The 15,037-nt window shown below is 66.1% G+C and carries 14 protein-coding genes; 1 reads left to right on the plus strand and 13 read right to left on the minus strand.

Annotated elements, in window-relative coordinates; all coding sequences use genetic code 11:
• Positions 1-9: 9 nt before the first annotated feature.
• The 8 genes from metE to M1E07_RS11885 all read right to left on the minus strand — a co-directional run bounded on the left by metE (position 10) and on the right by M1E07_RS11885 (position 8,839).
• A complete protein-coding gene (metE, locus tag M1E07_RS11850; protein ID WP_461186906.1) occupies positions 10-2,346 on the minus strand; it encodes a 5-methyltetrahydropteroyltriglutamate--homocysteine S-methyltransferase in 2,337 nt (778 codons plus the stop codon).
• 59 nt (positions 2,347-2,405) lie between these two features.
• Complete coding sequence (locus tag M1E07_RS11855) at positions 2,406-3,371, minus strand: methylenetetrahydrofolate reductase (protein WP_461186907.1); 966 nt, start codon at positions 3,369-3,371, stop codon at positions 2,406-2,408.
• Between the two features lie 354 nt (positions 3,372-3,725).
• Complete coding sequence (locus tag M1E07_RS11860; protein WP_461186908.1) at positions 3,726-4,463, minus strand: hypothetical protein; 738 nt, start codon at positions 4,461-4,463, stop codon at positions 3,726-3,728.
• Positions 4,460-5,503 carry a vWA domain-containing protein gene (locus M1E07_RS11865; RefSeq protein WP_461186909.1) on the minus strand — a complete coding sequence of 348 codons (1,044 nt, stop codon included), beginning with the start codon at positions 5,501-5,503 and terminating at the stop codon, positions 4,460-4,462. Before M1E07_RS11865 ends, M1E07_RS11860 begins: the two co-directional genes overlap by 4 nt.
• Positions 5,500-6,498, minus strand: coding sequence for a vWA domain-containing protein (locus M1E07_RS11870; RefSeq protein WP_461186910.1), 999 nt, complete (start codon positions 6,496-6,498; stop codon positions 5,500-5,502). Before M1E07_RS11870 ends, M1E07_RS11865 begins: the two co-directional genes overlap by 4 nt.
• Positions 6,489-6,965, minus strand: coding sequence for a hypothetical protein (locus M1E07_RS11875; protein ID WP_461186911.1), 477 nt, complete (start codon positions 6,963-6,965; stop codon positions 6,489-6,491). The genes M1E07_RS11870 and M1E07_RS11875 overlap by 10 nt, the downstream gene beginning before the upstream one ends.
• Positions 6,955-7,824, minus strand: a complete 870-nt coding sequence (locus M1E07_RS11880) for a DUF58 domain-containing protein (RefSeq protein WP_461186912.1) — start codon at positions 7,822-7,824, stop codon at positions 6,955-6,957. The genes M1E07_RS11875 and M1E07_RS11880 overlap by 11 nt, the downstream gene beginning before the upstream one ends.
• Positions 7,825-7,831: 7 nt before the next feature.
• Positions 7,832-8,839 (minus strand): AAA family ATPase, encoded by a 1,008-nt coding sequence (locus M1E07_RS11885; protein WP_461186913.1) that lies wholly within the window; start codon positions 8,837-8,839, stop codon positions 7,832-7,834.
• A gap of 139 nt (positions 8,840-8,978) precedes the next feature.
• Between M1E07_RS11885 and M1E07_RS11890 the strand changes: the two genes are divergently transcribed.
• Complete coding sequence (locus tag M1E07_RS11890; protein WP_461171592.1) at positions 8,979-9,182, plus strand: hypothetical protein; 204 nt, start codon at positions 8,979-8,981, stop codon at positions 9,180-9,182.
• 57 nt (positions 9,183-9,239) lie between these two features.
• Here M1E07_RS11890 and M1E07_RS11895 read toward each other — a convergent pair whose 3' ends face one another.
• The 5 genes from M1E07_RS11895 to M1E07_RS11915 form a co-directional block, all read right to left on the minus strand.
• Positions 9,240-10,121: a carbohydrate ABC transporter permease gene (locus tag M1E07_RS11895; protein ID WP_461186914.1), complete on the minus strand. Its 882-nt coding sequence runs from the start codon at positions 10,119-10,121 to the stop codon at positions 9,240-9,242.
• Positions 10,118-10,999, minus strand: a complete 882-nt coding sequence (locus tag M1E07_RS11900; RefSeq protein WP_461186915.1) for a carbohydrate ABC transporter permease — start codon at positions 10,997-10,999, stop codon at positions 10,118-10,120. Before M1E07_RS11900 ends, M1E07_RS11895 begins: the two co-directional genes overlap by 4 nt.
• A 3-nt stretch (positions 11,000-11,002) precedes the next feature.
• The gene (locus tag M1E07_RS11905) at positions 11,003-12,355 is read right to left on the minus strand and encodes an extracellular solute-binding protein (RefSeq protein ID WP_461186916.1); all 1,353 of its coding nucleotides are present in this window, start codon (positions 12,353-12,355) and stop codon (positions 11,003-11,005) included.
• Between the two features lie 105 nt (positions 12,356-12,460).
• On the minus strand, positions 12,461-13,663 hold the full coding sequence (locus M1E07_RS11910) for an ROK family transcriptional regulator (RefSeq protein WP_461190386.1): 1,203 nt from the start codon (positions 13,661-13,663) through the stop codon (positions 12,461-12,463).
• 193 nt (positions 13,664-13,856) lie between these two features.
• Positions 13,857-15,011 carry a class I SAM-dependent methyltransferase gene (locus M1E07_RS11915; RefSeq protein WP_461186917.1) on the minus strand — a complete coding sequence of 385 codons (1,155 nt, stop codon included), beginning with the start codon at positions 15,009-15,011 and terminating at the stop codon, positions 13,857-13,859.
• Between the last annotated feature and the right edge of the window lie 26 nt (positions 15,012-15,037).

Here is a 15,037-nt window from a genome sequence, read left to right on the forward strand (position 1 = left end):
TTTGTTGTCTTACTTGGCTGTTTCCAGCAGGCTGGCGCGGACCTTCTTGGTGGCCTCCACCAGGTTCCGCAGGGATTCCTCAGTCTCGGTGTAGCCGCGGGTCTTCAGGCCGCAGTCCGGGTTGACCCAGAGCTGGCGGGTTGGCACGTGTTTGACGGCGGTGCTCAGCAGCTCGGTGACTTCCTCAGTGCCGGGAACGCGCGGCGAGTGGATGTCGTACACGCCCGGGCCAACGCCGCGGCCGAAGCCGTGGGACTCAAGGTCGTGCACAACCTCCATGCGGGACCGGGCGGCCTCGATGGAAGTGACGTCCGCGTCCAGGCCGTCGATGGCGTCGATGATCACACCGAACTCCGAGTAGCAGAGGTGGGTGTGGATCTGGGTGGCGTCGGCCGCGCCCGCAGTGGACAGGCGGAAGGAGTCCACGGACCACTTCAGGTAGCCGGCGTGGTCAGCCTTGCGCAGCGGGAGGAGTTCGCGCAGTGCTGGCTCGTCCACCTGGATGACCTTGATGCCGGCGGCTTCGAGATCGGCGATCTCGTCGCGCAGGGCCAGGCCAACCTGGTTGGCGGTCTCGCCCAGCGGCTGGTCGTCGCGGACGAAGGACCAGGCAAGGATGGTGACCGGACCGGTGAGCATGCCCTTCATCGGCTTGCTGGTGAGGGACTGCGCGTACGCTGCCCATGCCACCGTGATGGGAGCGCTGCGGGTGACGTCTCCCCAAAGGATGGACGGACGGGTGCAGCGCGAGCCGTAGGACTGGACCCAGCCGTGGACGGTGACCTCGAAGCCCTCGAGGTTTTCGGCGAAGTACTGCACCATGTCGTTGCGCTCGGGCTCGCCGTGCACCAGGACGTCGTAGCCGAGCTCCTCCTGCAGATCCACGACGCGCTTAATCTCGTCCTTCATGAGCTTTTCGTACTGCTCGTTGGTGAGATCGCCCTTGTTGTTCCGGGCACGGGCCGAACGGATCTCCGAGGTCTGCGGGAAAGAGCCGATGGTGGTGGTGGGCAGCGGCGGAAGGTGCAGCGCCTCTTCCTGGGCAGCTTCGCGGACTGCATATTCGGAGCGGCTGAAATCAGCAGCAGTCAGGGCCTCGGTACGGGCACGGACGTCTGAACGGCGGACGCCTTCAGCGGTGGCGCGGGAGGCGATCACGGCGGTTGCTTCGTCGATGGCTGCTTTGGCCGAGGCCGGGTGGGCCAGGTAGGACGCGAGGGTCTTGACCTCAACCGCCTTCTGGTCAGAGAAAGCCAGCCAGCTGCGAAGTTGCTCGGAGAGCAGGGTCTCCTCGGCGACGTCGTGCGGGACGTGCTGGGTGGACGTGGAGGTTGAGACGGCGAGCTTGCCGGCCGCTGCCTTCAGTTCCTCCAGCTTTGCGGCGGACGCGGCGAGGTCGTTCCGCCAAATGTTGTGTCCGTCAACGACGCCGGCAACGAGGGTCTTGTTACCCAGGCCGGCGAGGGCGGCGGCAGAGGGAACGGCGCCCTTGAAGACGTCGATGTGCAGGGCGTCGATGTTGGTGGCTGAGAGCGTGCCGAGTTGGCCGTCCAGCGAGCCGTACGGCGTGGAAACGAGGATCTGCGGGCGGTTTGCTGCAGCCGTGAGGACCTCGTAGGCACGGGCTACGGCTGCTTCGATTTCTGCGGCCGGGGTATCCTGGTCCACCACCAGCGCGGGCTCGTCGAGCTGGACCCAGCTGGCGCCGGCGGCTGCAAGCTTCCCGAGCAGCTGCACGTAGACGGGCAGGATGTCCTCGAGGCGGGACAGCGGAGCGAAGCCGGCAGGAGCGTCGTCGGAAGCCTTGGACAGCAACAGGTAGGTGACCGGGCCAACAATGTACGGGCGGGTCTCGATGCCGTTGGCCAGGGCGAAGGCGAACTCGTCAACCTTGGCGGTGGAGGCGAGGGTGAATTCGGTTTCCGGGCCGATCTCCGGCACCAGGTAGTGGTAGTTGGTGTCGAACCACTTGGTCATTTCCAGTGGCTGCTGTTCCTTGTTGCCGCGGGCAAGCGTGAAGTAGCCCTCGACGTCGAGCTGTCCCTCAGCGTTGAGGAGCTTGCCGAAGCGGGCCGGCACTGCGCCGAGGTGCGCGGTGGTGTCCAGGACCTGGTCATAGTAGGAGAACGTGCCGGGCACGGCTGCGGCTTCGGTCAGGCCGAGCTCCTGCAGTCGCCTGGCGATGGTCAACTGGATGTCCTTGGCGGCGGCGTCCAGGGCAGCGGCATCGATCTTGCCGGTCCAGTAGGCCTCGACGGCCTTTTTGAGCTCACGGCGGCGGCCGATGCGGGGGTAGCCCAGGACAGAAGCTGCCGGGAATGGAGTGACGGGGGTGTTTTCAGGCATGGCAATTCCTAGGTTTGTGGGGGCCGTAGCGTCTACGGCAGTAAGGATGGAAGAGTCGTTCAGCTGGCGAGCTGGCGGCTGGCCGCCGGTGCCTGGCGGATGCCGGACCGGCTGCGCCGCGGAAGGGCCAGTTTGTCCAGCACCTCCAGCGCGCTTTGGTGCTCGTTGAAGGTGTAGATGTGGATGCCGGGTGCTCCTGCATCCAGGGCGGCGTTGGCCAGGTCCACGGTGGCGCTGACGCCGATGTGGAGGCGTTCGAGGTCGGTGTCCGCCGCGGCGAGGCGCGCCATCAGTTCCGGAGCGGGTTCCACGCCGGTCAGTTCGCCCAGCCGGTTCAGGCGGCGGAGACTGGTGAGCGGCATGACGCCGGGGATGATGGGGATGGTGACCCCGGCACGCCGTGCCCTGGTGAGGAGGTCCGCGTACTGCTCGGTGTGGAAGAACACCTGGGTGATGGCGAAATCGGCGCCTGAACGCTGCTTGGCAAGCAGCACCTCGACGTCGTGCTCCTCGCTGGGTGATTCCGGGTGCCGGGTGGGATACGCCGCTACTCCCACCGCGATTTTTCCGGCGCACAGCAGGGCAGACCGGCGCTGCTCCACCCGGCGGATGAGTTCAATCAGGTCCTGCGCATAGCGCAGTGAGCCGGCAGCAGGTTCCCCGCCGTCCTTGGGAAGGTCACCGCGAAGCGCGAGGATTCCCCGCACGCCGGTGTCCAGCAGCTCACCCACGATCTCCGCCAGTTCCTGGGGCGTGTTGCCAACGCAGGTCAGGTGGGCCAACGGCCGGAGGGTGGTCTCCAGCAGGAGCCGGTTGATGAGTTCGACGGCGGTGTCCCGGTTGGAGCCGCTGGCACCATAGGTGACAGAGACGTAGTCCGGTTCGGTGCTTTCGAGCTCGCGGATGGTGGTCCACAGCGTCTCAGCGGCTGCCGGCGAACGTGGCGGGAACAGCTCGTAGGAAAGCGCCACCGGGGCGGCTTCAGAGAGATTCGGATGTGTGTCAATAAGGCTGGGTGGTGACATTTGCGTCCTTGGCTTTGGGCCATTGAGGGCTGCCCGTCAACAGTTTCGACGGGACACCGGCAATGAATTGAGTTTGGGGAACACGGAAAAACTCCACTAGGACGCAGCCGCGACTGTTACGCCTGGAATGAAGTTGTCCGTGAGCAAATGTCAGGCCCACATGGAGGCACCCACACCCTCCGCAACGGAGGATCGCTGACACGTTACCGCGGTAACTTGTATAGAACTCTAGGAGCGGCTGGAAGAGCATTCAAGTTCTACGCCGAATTAAGACGCAGTCTTACGACTTATTTCCTCGTGCCGCAGAACTTTCTTCGCCCTCAGCGCCGTTCGCTTGTTGGCCGCTGCCTCTCGTTACCAAGGCCTGCCGGGGCCGGGAGTGTACCCGCTGTCCCGAAGGTACTCCTCGCGTTCCCGTCCGCTGTGACGTTCGCGCTGGGACTCCCGGGCGCTTTCCGCCAGCTCTTCCAGCTGGGTTTTGTTAGGAGCGTCGGGTTGCGGGTCCTCCCCGCCGGCCTCCTGCTGCTTGCCTTCCTGCCCGTCGCCGGCTTGTTCCAATTTTTCTTCCAACCGCCCTGCTGCCTCAGTCAGCTTCCCGCCGGCTTCTGCAGCAGCGCCGCCGGAGAAACAACCGCCAGGCGCCGCAGCGGCAATGTCCAGCGCCTCCGTGAACAAGGCAGCCGCCGCCGGATCCTGCGAGCGCAGCTTGTCGTCGCCGAGCCTCTCGATGGCCAGGACAAGGTTCAGCCGGACGGTGCAGGCATCGGCTGATTCAGCCGGTGCAAGTGCCAGGGCTTCCTCAAACCGGAGCCTGGCAGCTGTGAAGTTGCCGGAAAGTACCAAGGCGTCGCCTGCTGCGAACGGGGCCTTGTGCCGTTCGAGGATGTTCGCCAGCCCCAGCCCCTCTGCAGCCATTCCGACGGCGGCGGCATCGTTTGCTGCGAAGGCGCGGGCCGCCTGCCCTGCGAGGGGACCCACGCTGAGCAGTTTGGCGGCCACGCACAGCAGCAGGAGTACAGGCAGTACCGACCACAGCAGCAGGCAGCGCCTTCGCACCCGTGCCGGGTTGGCATGGGCTTCGGCAGCCTTCATCGAGCTGCCTCCTTTGCTGCTGAGGACCGTGGGGCCGGATGCTGCCGGGAAGCCGGCCGCAGTTCGCGGAATTGCCGGATAATTCCAACGGCCTCCGCCAGGCCGAGCACAAAAGCCGCGGCCGCGAACAGCCAGTAGAGCTCTGTCCGGCCGCCCAGGCTGCTCTCTCCAGCAGGGCGTTCCAGTTCACCGGGGCCCGCCTCCTGCATCATTGCGGACACAGGGTCCCCCGCAGCCCGGTGCACGTAGGGCACGTCAAGCTGGGCCGCGATCTCCCGTAGCCTGCCTTCATCGATAACGGACACCGCGTCCCTGGTGGCACTGCCGCTGCTGTCCTGTATGTAGGGCGCATCGCCGTCGGACTCCTGCCCGGTATTTTCCTTCATCCGCCCGCCGCCGGCGGTGCCGTATCCCAACACTGCTCCCCCGGCCACGAGGCCGCCCTCCAGCTTGAGTGGCTCCGGTTCCTTCCCGCTGGTCTGCTCGCCGTCGCCCAGGTAGAAAACGAACCGGGGCCGCCCCGGGTGGCTCTCCCTGGCGGCGGCCAGGCGCTCGGCGAGCACGTCACGGGCGGCCGTGATACTGCTGCCCTTGGCATAGAACGTGACCTGCGGCTCGAGGATGGAGGTGATGGTTTGCAGCGCCGACGTGTCGGTGGTCAGGGGCATCCTGACATGCGCTTTGGTGTCAAAGGTGATGAGTGAAAAGCGGGCGCCGGGCAGCTCCCCGGCAATCGCCAGGATGTCCTGGCGCACGCCGTCCAGCCGCGGCGCGCCATTTCCGTAGTCTTCGGCCACCATGCTGCTGGTGGCGTCCACCACGAAGAATACGTTGAGGTCCGCGGTGGCTGCTGCACCTGACCCGCCCGGCAAACCCGGCCGCAGCGCCGCTGCGAACAGCAGCAGCACCAGCACGGCGCGGCGGACCTCGACGCGCGTGCCCCGCTGTGGTTCGAGGAAGACTTTCCATCCCAGGAGCACCAGCATGGCCGCGATGACGGGAACCATAAGCCACCACGGCAGGATCGGCTGCAACGTCATGGCCGGAGCCGCCTGTACGCCACAGCGAGCGCCAGTCCCGAGAAGAGTGCAAGTCCCAACGGGAGGTCAGGGCGGTCCGAGACCACCGCCCGGGGAGCGTCCTGGAGGGCAAGGGCCTCGGTTTCCTGCACCGCACCCACGATTCCCGGCACAGCCTCGGGGCTTTCCAGCGCATAGTAGGTTCCGCCGCTGAACTCGGCGGCCTTCCTCAGCTGCGCCCCGGGCTGATCCGCGCCGGTGCCGTAGTCCAGGTCCCCCGGGTTGAGCGCATACACGCGCACTGCCCTGTCCTTTGCGATGCCTGCCGCTTCCGGCAGTGTCATGATGGGCTCTCCGGAGACGACGTTGTCCGTGGCCAGGACCACCGACCGCGAGCGCTGCCGCTTGGTGTCCGGCTCCGTGCCGGGCGGGAAGCTGTTGAGGCATGAGGCCAGGCCGTCCCCGATCAGGGATGAACCGCGGCCGCTCCAGGTTCCATCGAGGAAGCCGGAGGTGCCGGGCTTTCCTTCGAAGGCGTCCCGCGCGAGCGTCAGCTGTTCCTGGGCGTAGGAGTAGTCGTCAGTAAGGGGGAAGACCTGGATGGCGGTGCTGTCGAATATGGTGAGTCCGATCCGTTCACCATGGAAGTCTTCGGCCAGCCGGGCAAAGACATCCACCACCGCGGCGTCCGCGCTGCTCATGGATCCTGAGACGTCCAGGCACAGGACGATGTCCCGGTTGTGCTGCTCCGGCCGGATAGTGGTGATGTCCGCAGGGCGTGCGGCCGCGAACACGGTGGACGCGAGCAGGAAGGCGCATGCGGTTGCCGCCACGGCCAGCCATCTGCGGTGCCGCCGCAGTGCCGCCTGGTATTCCGGCAGCATGGTGAGCCGGTCAGTGTGGGCAGCCGGCCGGCGTCGTGCGTTGAGTTTCCTGTCAGGACGCAGTGCGAGCCATCCTGCCAGGCCTGCGGCCATGACAGCGAAAGGGATAAGCCCCCAGTAGATCAGCTCCATGAACTCACCGTCGCGCGGGCCGTGGCGGCAGAGGCGTCAACGGCAGGCAACGGCTCCGGCCCGAACTCGCCCGGGTACAACGCGGCGATGGCCGCGGCGGCCGCAGGCAGGGGATGTTCGGCAAGGTCAGCGTGCGTCATGCGTGGCGCGTCCACGCCGGTGGCATCCCGGACGAAACGGCGCAGCAGGAGGCTGATTTCCTGGTGGGCTGAGCGGGCTGTTAGCTTTCCGGCGGCCGCGCTACGCTCCACGTCGCTGATCCGTTGAAGGTACGCCGCCTTGAGTGCCGGCAGTTCGGTCAGCGGAGCCGCTGCCTGCGCGGTGTTCGGGCGCGGCCGCTTCGTCTGCCGGGTGCTGCTGAACACGAAAATGTACCAGGCAGCCACCAGCAGGAGCAGCCCCAGGCCCGCCCACATCCACACCGGGCTGTACTGCAGGGGGCCTTGGAATCCGGGATCAGCCTGCACGCCGGTGCCTTTCCAGGAGTGCGAACAGTGCGGTGATGACGTCGTGGCTGCCGGCAACCGAACCTTGGGTAATGCCCGCCTGGCGCAGCATGTCCTCCCGGCCGGCGTCCCGCCCAGCGGCAGCCTTCCTGTAGGCTGCCGCAACAGCCGGCGACTGTGCCAGGTGGCTCAGGGACGAGGAATCGTCAACGCTGTACCAGTCAGCCGCCGCGGCCAGCTGAGCGTCCCGGACGGTGAGCCACAGGATCTCGTGCTGTGCCCGGAGCCGCCGGAGCAGCCGGTCCATCTCCGGATCCGCCGCGATCTCGTCCGCCACGACGAACAGGAGGTTCCTGCCTTTGACGGTGTGCGCCACGTGCTCCAACTGCTCCTGGATCCTGCTGCCGGCTGCGTCCTCGGAAGTACGGGAATGGACGTGGCGCAAGAGCCGTTCAAGATGCGCCTCACCGCCCTTCGCCGGAAGGCTTTGGGTCCCGGCGGAGTCTCCGCTGACCAGGCCCACTACATCGCCGTGACGGTGGGCGAGGTACCCAATGACCCCCAGCGCCATCACGGCAATGTCCTTTTTCATTTCGCCGCTTTGGGCCACGGCTGCCATGTTGCGTCCGGTGTCGGTGATGAGGAGGACGGTCTGCCGGCGGACCGCGACGTACCTTTTGATCAGCGGCGACCCGTGGCGGGCGGTGGCCTTCCAGTCGATGTCGCGCACGTCGTCGCCGGGAACATAGGCCCGGAGGTCGTCAAAGTCCAGGCTTCGTCCGCGGAACACTGAAGCGTACTCGCCGTCGAGCATTCCGCGGGCCTTGCGGTGCGCGAAGATGGCCATCTTTGATTTCACCCGTTGAAGGAGCGTGGTCATCCCCGGCTCAGGGTGTCTGGACTGCCGCGACGACGGCGTCGATGACCGTTTCCACCGCAACCTGCTCGGCCACAGCCTCAAAGTTCAGGATGAGCCGGTGCCGCAGCACGCGGTGGGCGAGGGACTTCACATCCTCGGGGATGACGTGGTCCCGGCCACTCAGAAGGGCCACGGCGCGGGCCGCCTGGCTGAAGGCGATGCTGGCGCGGGGGCTGGCACCGAACTCGATGAAGCCAGCCAGCCGCGCGTCAATGTACTGGCCGGCGTTCCGGGTCACATAGACCAGGCCCACGATGTAATTGACGATGGCCGGATCGATGTAGATCCGCTTCACCACGTCCTGGACCCGGACCACGGCGTCCAGCGACGCTGCCGCCGCCGGTTTCTGCTCCTGGGTGAAGACCCCGGCGTCGATCCGGCGGATGATCTCAGCTTCCTCGGCAGGCGAGGGGTAATCGAGGACGTCCTTGAGCATAAAGCGGTCCATTTGGGCTTCCGGAAGCTGGTACGTTCCCTCCTGCTCGATGGGGTTCTGGGTGGCCAGGACCAGGAACGGGGATGGCAGGCGGTATTCCTGGCCGCCGATGGACGTCTGGCGCTCCTGCATGGCCTCCAGCATGGCGCTTTGGGTCTTGGCGCTGGAGCGGTTGATCTCGTCAAGGAGCACAATGTTGGCGTGGACCGGGCCGAGTTGCGTCACGAAGGTACCCTTGGCGGCGTCGTAGATCTGGGTGCCCACAATATCGCTCGGCAACAGGTCCGGCGTGCACTGGATCCGCCGAAATTCCGCGCTCACTGCTTCGGCCACAGTCTGCGCTGCGGTGGTCTTGGCCAGGCCCGGTACGCTCTCCAGGAGGATGTGGCCCCCGGTCAGAAGGCCCACCAGCAGGGATTCCCGCAGCCGGGACTGCCCCACCATTTTGGCGTCAAAGCTCCGGGAGATGTCCGCGGCAACCTGCTGTGCCCTGGCCAGCTCCACCGGTTCAATCCTTGCGGACACGCTGGTTTGAAGCACTGGTATTCCCCCTGATGACTGTACTGGCGGGTAGCGGACTACTTGCCGGACTCCGCCGCCATCCTATCCAAGACCGGCCTGCCGGTTCCGGCAATGGGGACCCCTCCCCACCGGGCCCCGCCGGGTCTATCCTTTTGACATGAGCGAGCTTCCAGCCAGTTATAAGGAGTTTCTCGCCGACAAGAGCGAGATGTTCATCAATACCGTCAAGCCTGTCCTCCAGCAATCAGCCGCGGACAAGCTGCACGGGGTCCGGGTTGTTTACAACCCCGGCTCCACCGGCCACCAGGCCCACCTTGATGACAGCCTCCCGTACGGTGTGGTCCTCGAGGACATCGACTAGGAAGGCACAGGCCGGGCCTTTGCGCCTTCGCGGCGGTTCAGCCCTGGCCGTGCCCATTCACCCCCTCACCGCGCCCGCGAGGGCGAACGAGCTGCCGGCGCCCTTGGCCACGATGGCGTACAGGGCCAGTACCGGCAGTGAGTACAGGATGGAGAACGCGGCAAGCTGGCCGTAGGCAACTGCCCCGTGCTGTCCGAAGAAGCTGAAGATGGACACTGCGGCAGGCTGGTTGGCCTCGGACAGGAGCAGCACGAACGGGACGAAAAAGTTCCCCCACGCCTGAATGAACACAAAGATGAACACCACGCCAAGGCCTTGGCGCATGAGCGGCAGGACGATGGTGCGCAGGGCGGTCATCCTCGATGCCCCGTCCACCCAGGCAGCCTCTTCGAGGGAGGCCGGCACTGCATCCATGAAGTTCCGGGTCATCCAGATGGCCATGGGCAGGGCGGTGGCGGCCAGAAAGAGGATGGTGGCGGGCATCGAGTCCAGCAGTTCCAGCTGGACGAACAGTCCGTAGACCGGCACCATGATGGCCGTGATGGGAAGGCAGGTGCCGAAAAGGACGGCATACATAAACGGCGTGTTGAACCTGGACCGGTAGCGGGACAGCGGGTAGGCGGCCAGGACTGCTGCCCCGAGGGTGACTGCGGCCGTGCCGGCGGAGAGCACCAGGCTGTTCCACAGTGGCTGGAGCAGCAGCCCGGGCGTCATGATGGCGGCGAAGTTTTCGAGACTGAACTGGGCCGGAATCCTTGTTTCGTGGCTGGCCTCTGCGTCCAGTGAGGCCAGGACCAGCCAGAGCAGCGGCAGCAGGAAGCAGACGCCGAGCAGCAGCAGGGACACGTTTGCGGGAGTACTGCTGCGGTACCGCCTGCATGCGCGGCCGGGAGTTTCGCCGTGCGGAACGGCCTTGGTTGTGTTGACGTGGGCGGTCATTGCTTCGACTCCCGGAGCAGCCGGATGTAGACCGCACCAAAGACGCCTCCAATGAGGATCAGCACGGTAGCCACGGCAGTGCCGTAGCCGATGTCACCAAACTTGAACGCCTCCTGGTAGGCAAGGATGGGCAGCGTGGTGCTCGCGTTGGCCGGGCCGCCGGCGGTCATCACCCAGATCAGCGTGAAGACAGCGAGGGTCTGCAGCGTGATCAGCATCAGGTTGGTGGCGATGCTCCCTCGGATCATGGGCAGCGTGATGAAGGCAAGCCGCCGCCAGCCCCCGGCACCGTCCACCTGGGCAGCTTCGGCCACTTCAGTGGGAATATCGTTCAGCGCCGCGCGGTACACGAGCATTGAGAAGGCTGTACCGCGCCAGATGTTGGCCAGCACCACCGCCGTCATGGGCCAGGTAAAGAGCCAGTCCGGCTGGCCCATCCCCAGGCCGCCCAGCAGCTGGTTAAGCGTCCCGCCGCGGCTGAAGTAGGCATAGACGGCAAAGGCAGCAACAATCTCCGGAAGCACCCAGGCTGCCACCACCGCTGTTCCAACTACGGCGGAAACAACCCGGCGGGCACGGCGCATGAGGACGGCAAGTGCCAGACCCAGCAGGTTTTGCCCCAGGACAGCCGAGCCGATAACGAACAGCACCGTTAGCCCCAGGGACAGGGGGAACACCGGATCCACCAGCAGCCGCTGATAGTTTTCCAGCCCGATCCATTCCGGGCTGCGCGCGTTGCGGCCCGTCAGGCCGGCGTTGGTGAAGGACGCGTGGAACGCCCACAGCACGGGACCGGCGAGGAAAACCACCAGGAGCAGGACGGCAGGCAGGACGGGCAGGTAACGCAGGAACCGGCGTCCCCCGGTTCGGGCCGGCACCGCTTACTTCCGGACGGTGTTGTCGCCGCCCACGATGTCCGTGACCGCTGTATCGTATTCCGCCGCGGCCTGTTCCGGCTGACGCGTCCCGGTAATCACGGCCTCCGTTGCCTCCTGGACCGCGGCGGAAATCCGGGGGTAGTCGGACGTTGCCGGGCGGTAGCGCGTGACGGAAACAAGTTCGGAAACGTCCTTCACAAACGGATTGCCGGCCTGGTAACCGGAATCATCGGCAACGTCGCGGCGGACGGCGATCTGCGAACTGTCGAGCGTGAAGGCAAGGGAATTTTCCCGGTTCATCGCCGTGCTGAGGAAGTTGAAAGCGAGGTCGGGTTCCTTGGTTCCGGCACCGATGGCCAGCGTCCAGCCGCCTGACATGCTCACGGCCCCCGGGGCGCCGCCGTCCTGCGTCGGGAACGGGGCAACTCCCATGTCCTTCTCATAGCCGGGCCATTCATAGCTGCCGCCGTCCTGCCAGAACGACGGCGCGTAGGAACCTTCCACGGTGGCGCCCAGCTTTCCTTTCGGGAACCATTCACCGAACACCTTCTTCCAGACGTTGGCATCCAGGGCCTCGGCCGGCGTCACCGCAAGCCCCTCGTCGTAGAGGGTCTTGAGGAAGGCCAGGGAGTCCTTGAAGCCGGCGGATCCCACCACCCACTTCTTAGTGTCCTCGTCGTACAGCGTGGACCCGGTCCCGTACAGCAGTTCGTAGAAGCCCTGCATCACGGTTCCTTCGCCGGTGCCCTTGCCGGCATACATGTTGAACGGGACCACCGACGGATCGTTCGCCTTGATCTTGCGTGCAGTGTCCAGGATGTCCTGCCAGCTGCGCGGCTCCCAGGGAACGCTGATCCCGGCTGCTTCGAGGACCTTCCTGTTGTACCAGATGGCCCGGGTGTCGGTGCCCAGCGGCACCGCGTAAGTCCCGCCGTCGTCCGCCCGCCCCGCTGCCTTGGCGCCGTCGTCGAATTTATCCCAGTCAGCCCAGCCGTCAAGGTGGCTGTCCAGCTTCAGGAGGTAGCCGGCGTCGACGTCGGAGCGGACCTTAAAGGTGTCCTCGTAGAAAACGTCCGGCGCGGTGGAGGGCGATCTCAGGGCGAGGGCCAGCTTGGTGCCGTAGTCGTCGTCGTTCCCCTGAATGGGCTGCAGCTCGATCCTGACACCCGGGTTTGCGGCCTCAAACTCCTGTTTGGCTGCCTGGAACATGGTCTCCAGGGCGGTGAAGGAATCGGTCTTCTGGTAAACCACCTTCAGCGTCTTCGATCCCTCCTCGGGAGCAGCGGGCGTACAGGCCGTCAGGACGATCAATGCGGCAGCGATCAGGGACATGCTCTTGAGGGCCGGGCGACGCATGGTGCTCCATTCGATCAATGGCTGCGGTCCCCGTTGTCAGCGGGCCCCAGCCGCGGCAATACGCAAATGCTAGATCGGTGCCCAGTCCCAGGCAAGGGCACCGTTTCAGCTCTCCAGCAGGAGCCTTTGGGCGCGGGGAGCGAGGGTGTGTTCCAGAACCAGGGAGGCTGCGCCGATGGCCCCCACGTCCTCGCCCACGCCGGTTCCCACCACCTCGATGGGATGGATCAGCCGGGTGGCGCTGTTGGCATCGAGCAGGGCCGGGATCTTTTCGAGGTAGCGTTCGGCGAGGCGGCTCCAGAACGGTCCGCCAAACACCACCCGCTCAACGTCCAGCGTGTTGGTCACCACGGAAGCTGCCCGTGCCACCAGCACCGCGGACTTGTCGATGATGGCCAGTGCCTGTTCATTTCCCTCGTCGGCGAGGTCGCACAGCGCGGCGAAGCTCTGCTGAATCTCAGCCCCGCTGTTGCCGGACCGGGAGCCGTCCAGGATGCCGGCGGCTTCGGCCTCAGCCACGAGCACCTGCGGAATGCATGAGGACTTCACACAGCCGCGCATGCCGCAGTCGCATGGCGGCCCGTCGGGATCAACCATGATGTGGCCGATCTCGCCGGCGTTGCCGGACGCGCCCCGGACTACCTCGTCGTTCAGCACAATCCCGCACCCGATGCCGGTGCCCATGTACATAAAGATGAAGCTGCCGGCTCCGCTCGGGCCGCCGGCCCAGGTTTCCGCCACTGCCGCGCTGGTGACGTCCTTGTCCATCAGGACGGAGTAGCCGGTGGCTTCCGAAAGCGCGTTGCGCAGTTCCACCCTGTCCCAGCCCGGGAGGAGCGGCGGGTCAACCACGGTGCCGTTGTCCAGGTCGATGGGGCCGGGAGCCGCCACGCCAAGGCCGGCGATCCTGTCCCTGTCCACGCCCGAATCCACCACGAGCTGGGAGATCTCGGCCGCGATGGTGGCAATGACGGCGGCGGGATCATTTCCGCCGGGTGTCTCGATCCGGGAGTGCTGTACCACCGCGCCCACCAGGTCCAGGACCACGAAGGTGGTCACCGCGGGGTCGAGGTGGACGCCAACGGCGAACATGCCGCCGGGATTGAGGCGGAGGATGGTGCGTGGTTTGCCCGGGCCGCTGCCCTCCTTGCCGGCCTCGACAATGAGGTTCTGGTCCAGGAGGCGCCGGGAGATGTTGGAGATGGTCTGCGGCGAAAGGCCCACGATCTGGGCGAGCTCCACCCTGCTGAGCCCGCCGGCGGTCCTGCGGATTGCGTCCAGGATCACCGTGAGGTTGAAGTCCCCCATCCGGGGCAGGTTGGTGCCGCGTCGTGGTGAGGATTGGCGGATCTCAGTCACGGCGTCCCCTTCGTCTCCGGCACATAGTTGCTGATGTCTGAATCGTACGTTACGCGTGTGCGTAGACCCATAGGGGCGGCCGACGGCGCGGCGCAGCTTTGGCCGGCCTCTGTCCTGGCCGTGCCCGCTTCCCAAACCATGGTCACCGCGGACTGCGGCGGGTGCTCAATGTCACCGTGAATTTGGGGTTCTGGCCTTTCACAACGGTGGGGCCAACGTGACGCTCCAGCGCCGGCAGATAGGCAAGGTGGCGGTTGTAGACGGTCCACAGTTCACCGCCGGGGGCCAGCACCCGCCCGGCTGCTTCGATCAGCTTCAGGCCCGCCCCCGCATGGACACCCGCTCCCACGTGGAAGGGCGGATTCAGCAGTATCAGGTCCGCGCTTCCGTCCGGCAGGGTGGCCATGGCATCGTCCTGCAGGACACGGATCTGTCCCGCGAGGCCGTTAGCCCGGGCAGTTGCCAGGGCGGATGCGGCGGCGGCGGCTGACTGGTCCGTGGCAGTGACTGTTGAGCCGGGGTGCTGCCGGGCATACATGGAGGCAAGGATTCCCGTGCCGCAGCCGAGGTCGATGGCGTGCTGCGCGGACCGCATGGCCGGCAGAAACGCCAGCAGGAACCGGGTGCCGATATCCAGCCGTGGCCCGGCGAAGACGGCACCATGGGCTGCAACGTCAAGATCGATTTCGGCCAGGTGCTCGACGACGGGGAAGCGCTCCGGGTCCCCGCTCCCCTGCGGGCCGGCGGCCACGATCACCCGGGACTTCTGCCGGGCAAGCTGCGGGGTGACAGACCTGAAGTGGTGCTCCAGGACCGCGTTCATGCCAAGGGACATGTGCTTCACGCGGCCGCCGGCCAGGAGCACCGCGTCCGGGGAGGCGTACCGGGCTACCGCCGCCGCAATCTCGTCCAGCTCGGCAAGGGTCTTGGGCAGCTGCAGCAGAACGGTTTCTGCATCCTCCAGGAGTTCGCGTCCCAGGGGAAGCTGGACGAACGGCAGGCCACTTTCGGCCCCGATTCCGGGCACCTCCGCGGCATTAAGGCGCAGCGCCTGCTCGCCGGTGATGAGGTCCTGGTGCACACGCACCGTACCGGGGCTGAGGACTGCAAGGGCGCCCAGGGTCAATGCGCCGTACCGGTCGCCAATGACCGTCAGCCTGCTTCCGGCGGACATGTGCGCGGCTGCGTAATCAAGCAGCAGGCGGTCTGTGGCATCCCAGGCCTGCAGGTTGGGCGCTTCCACGTCCGGCCGCCGCCGAAGTGCCGGAAGAACGTCCTCAAGAGTCTGTAGTGCCACCTGGTCCCTGCCGCCTTGTCCTGTTG

This window comes from Arthrobacter sp. Z4-13, from assembly GCF_054792705.1.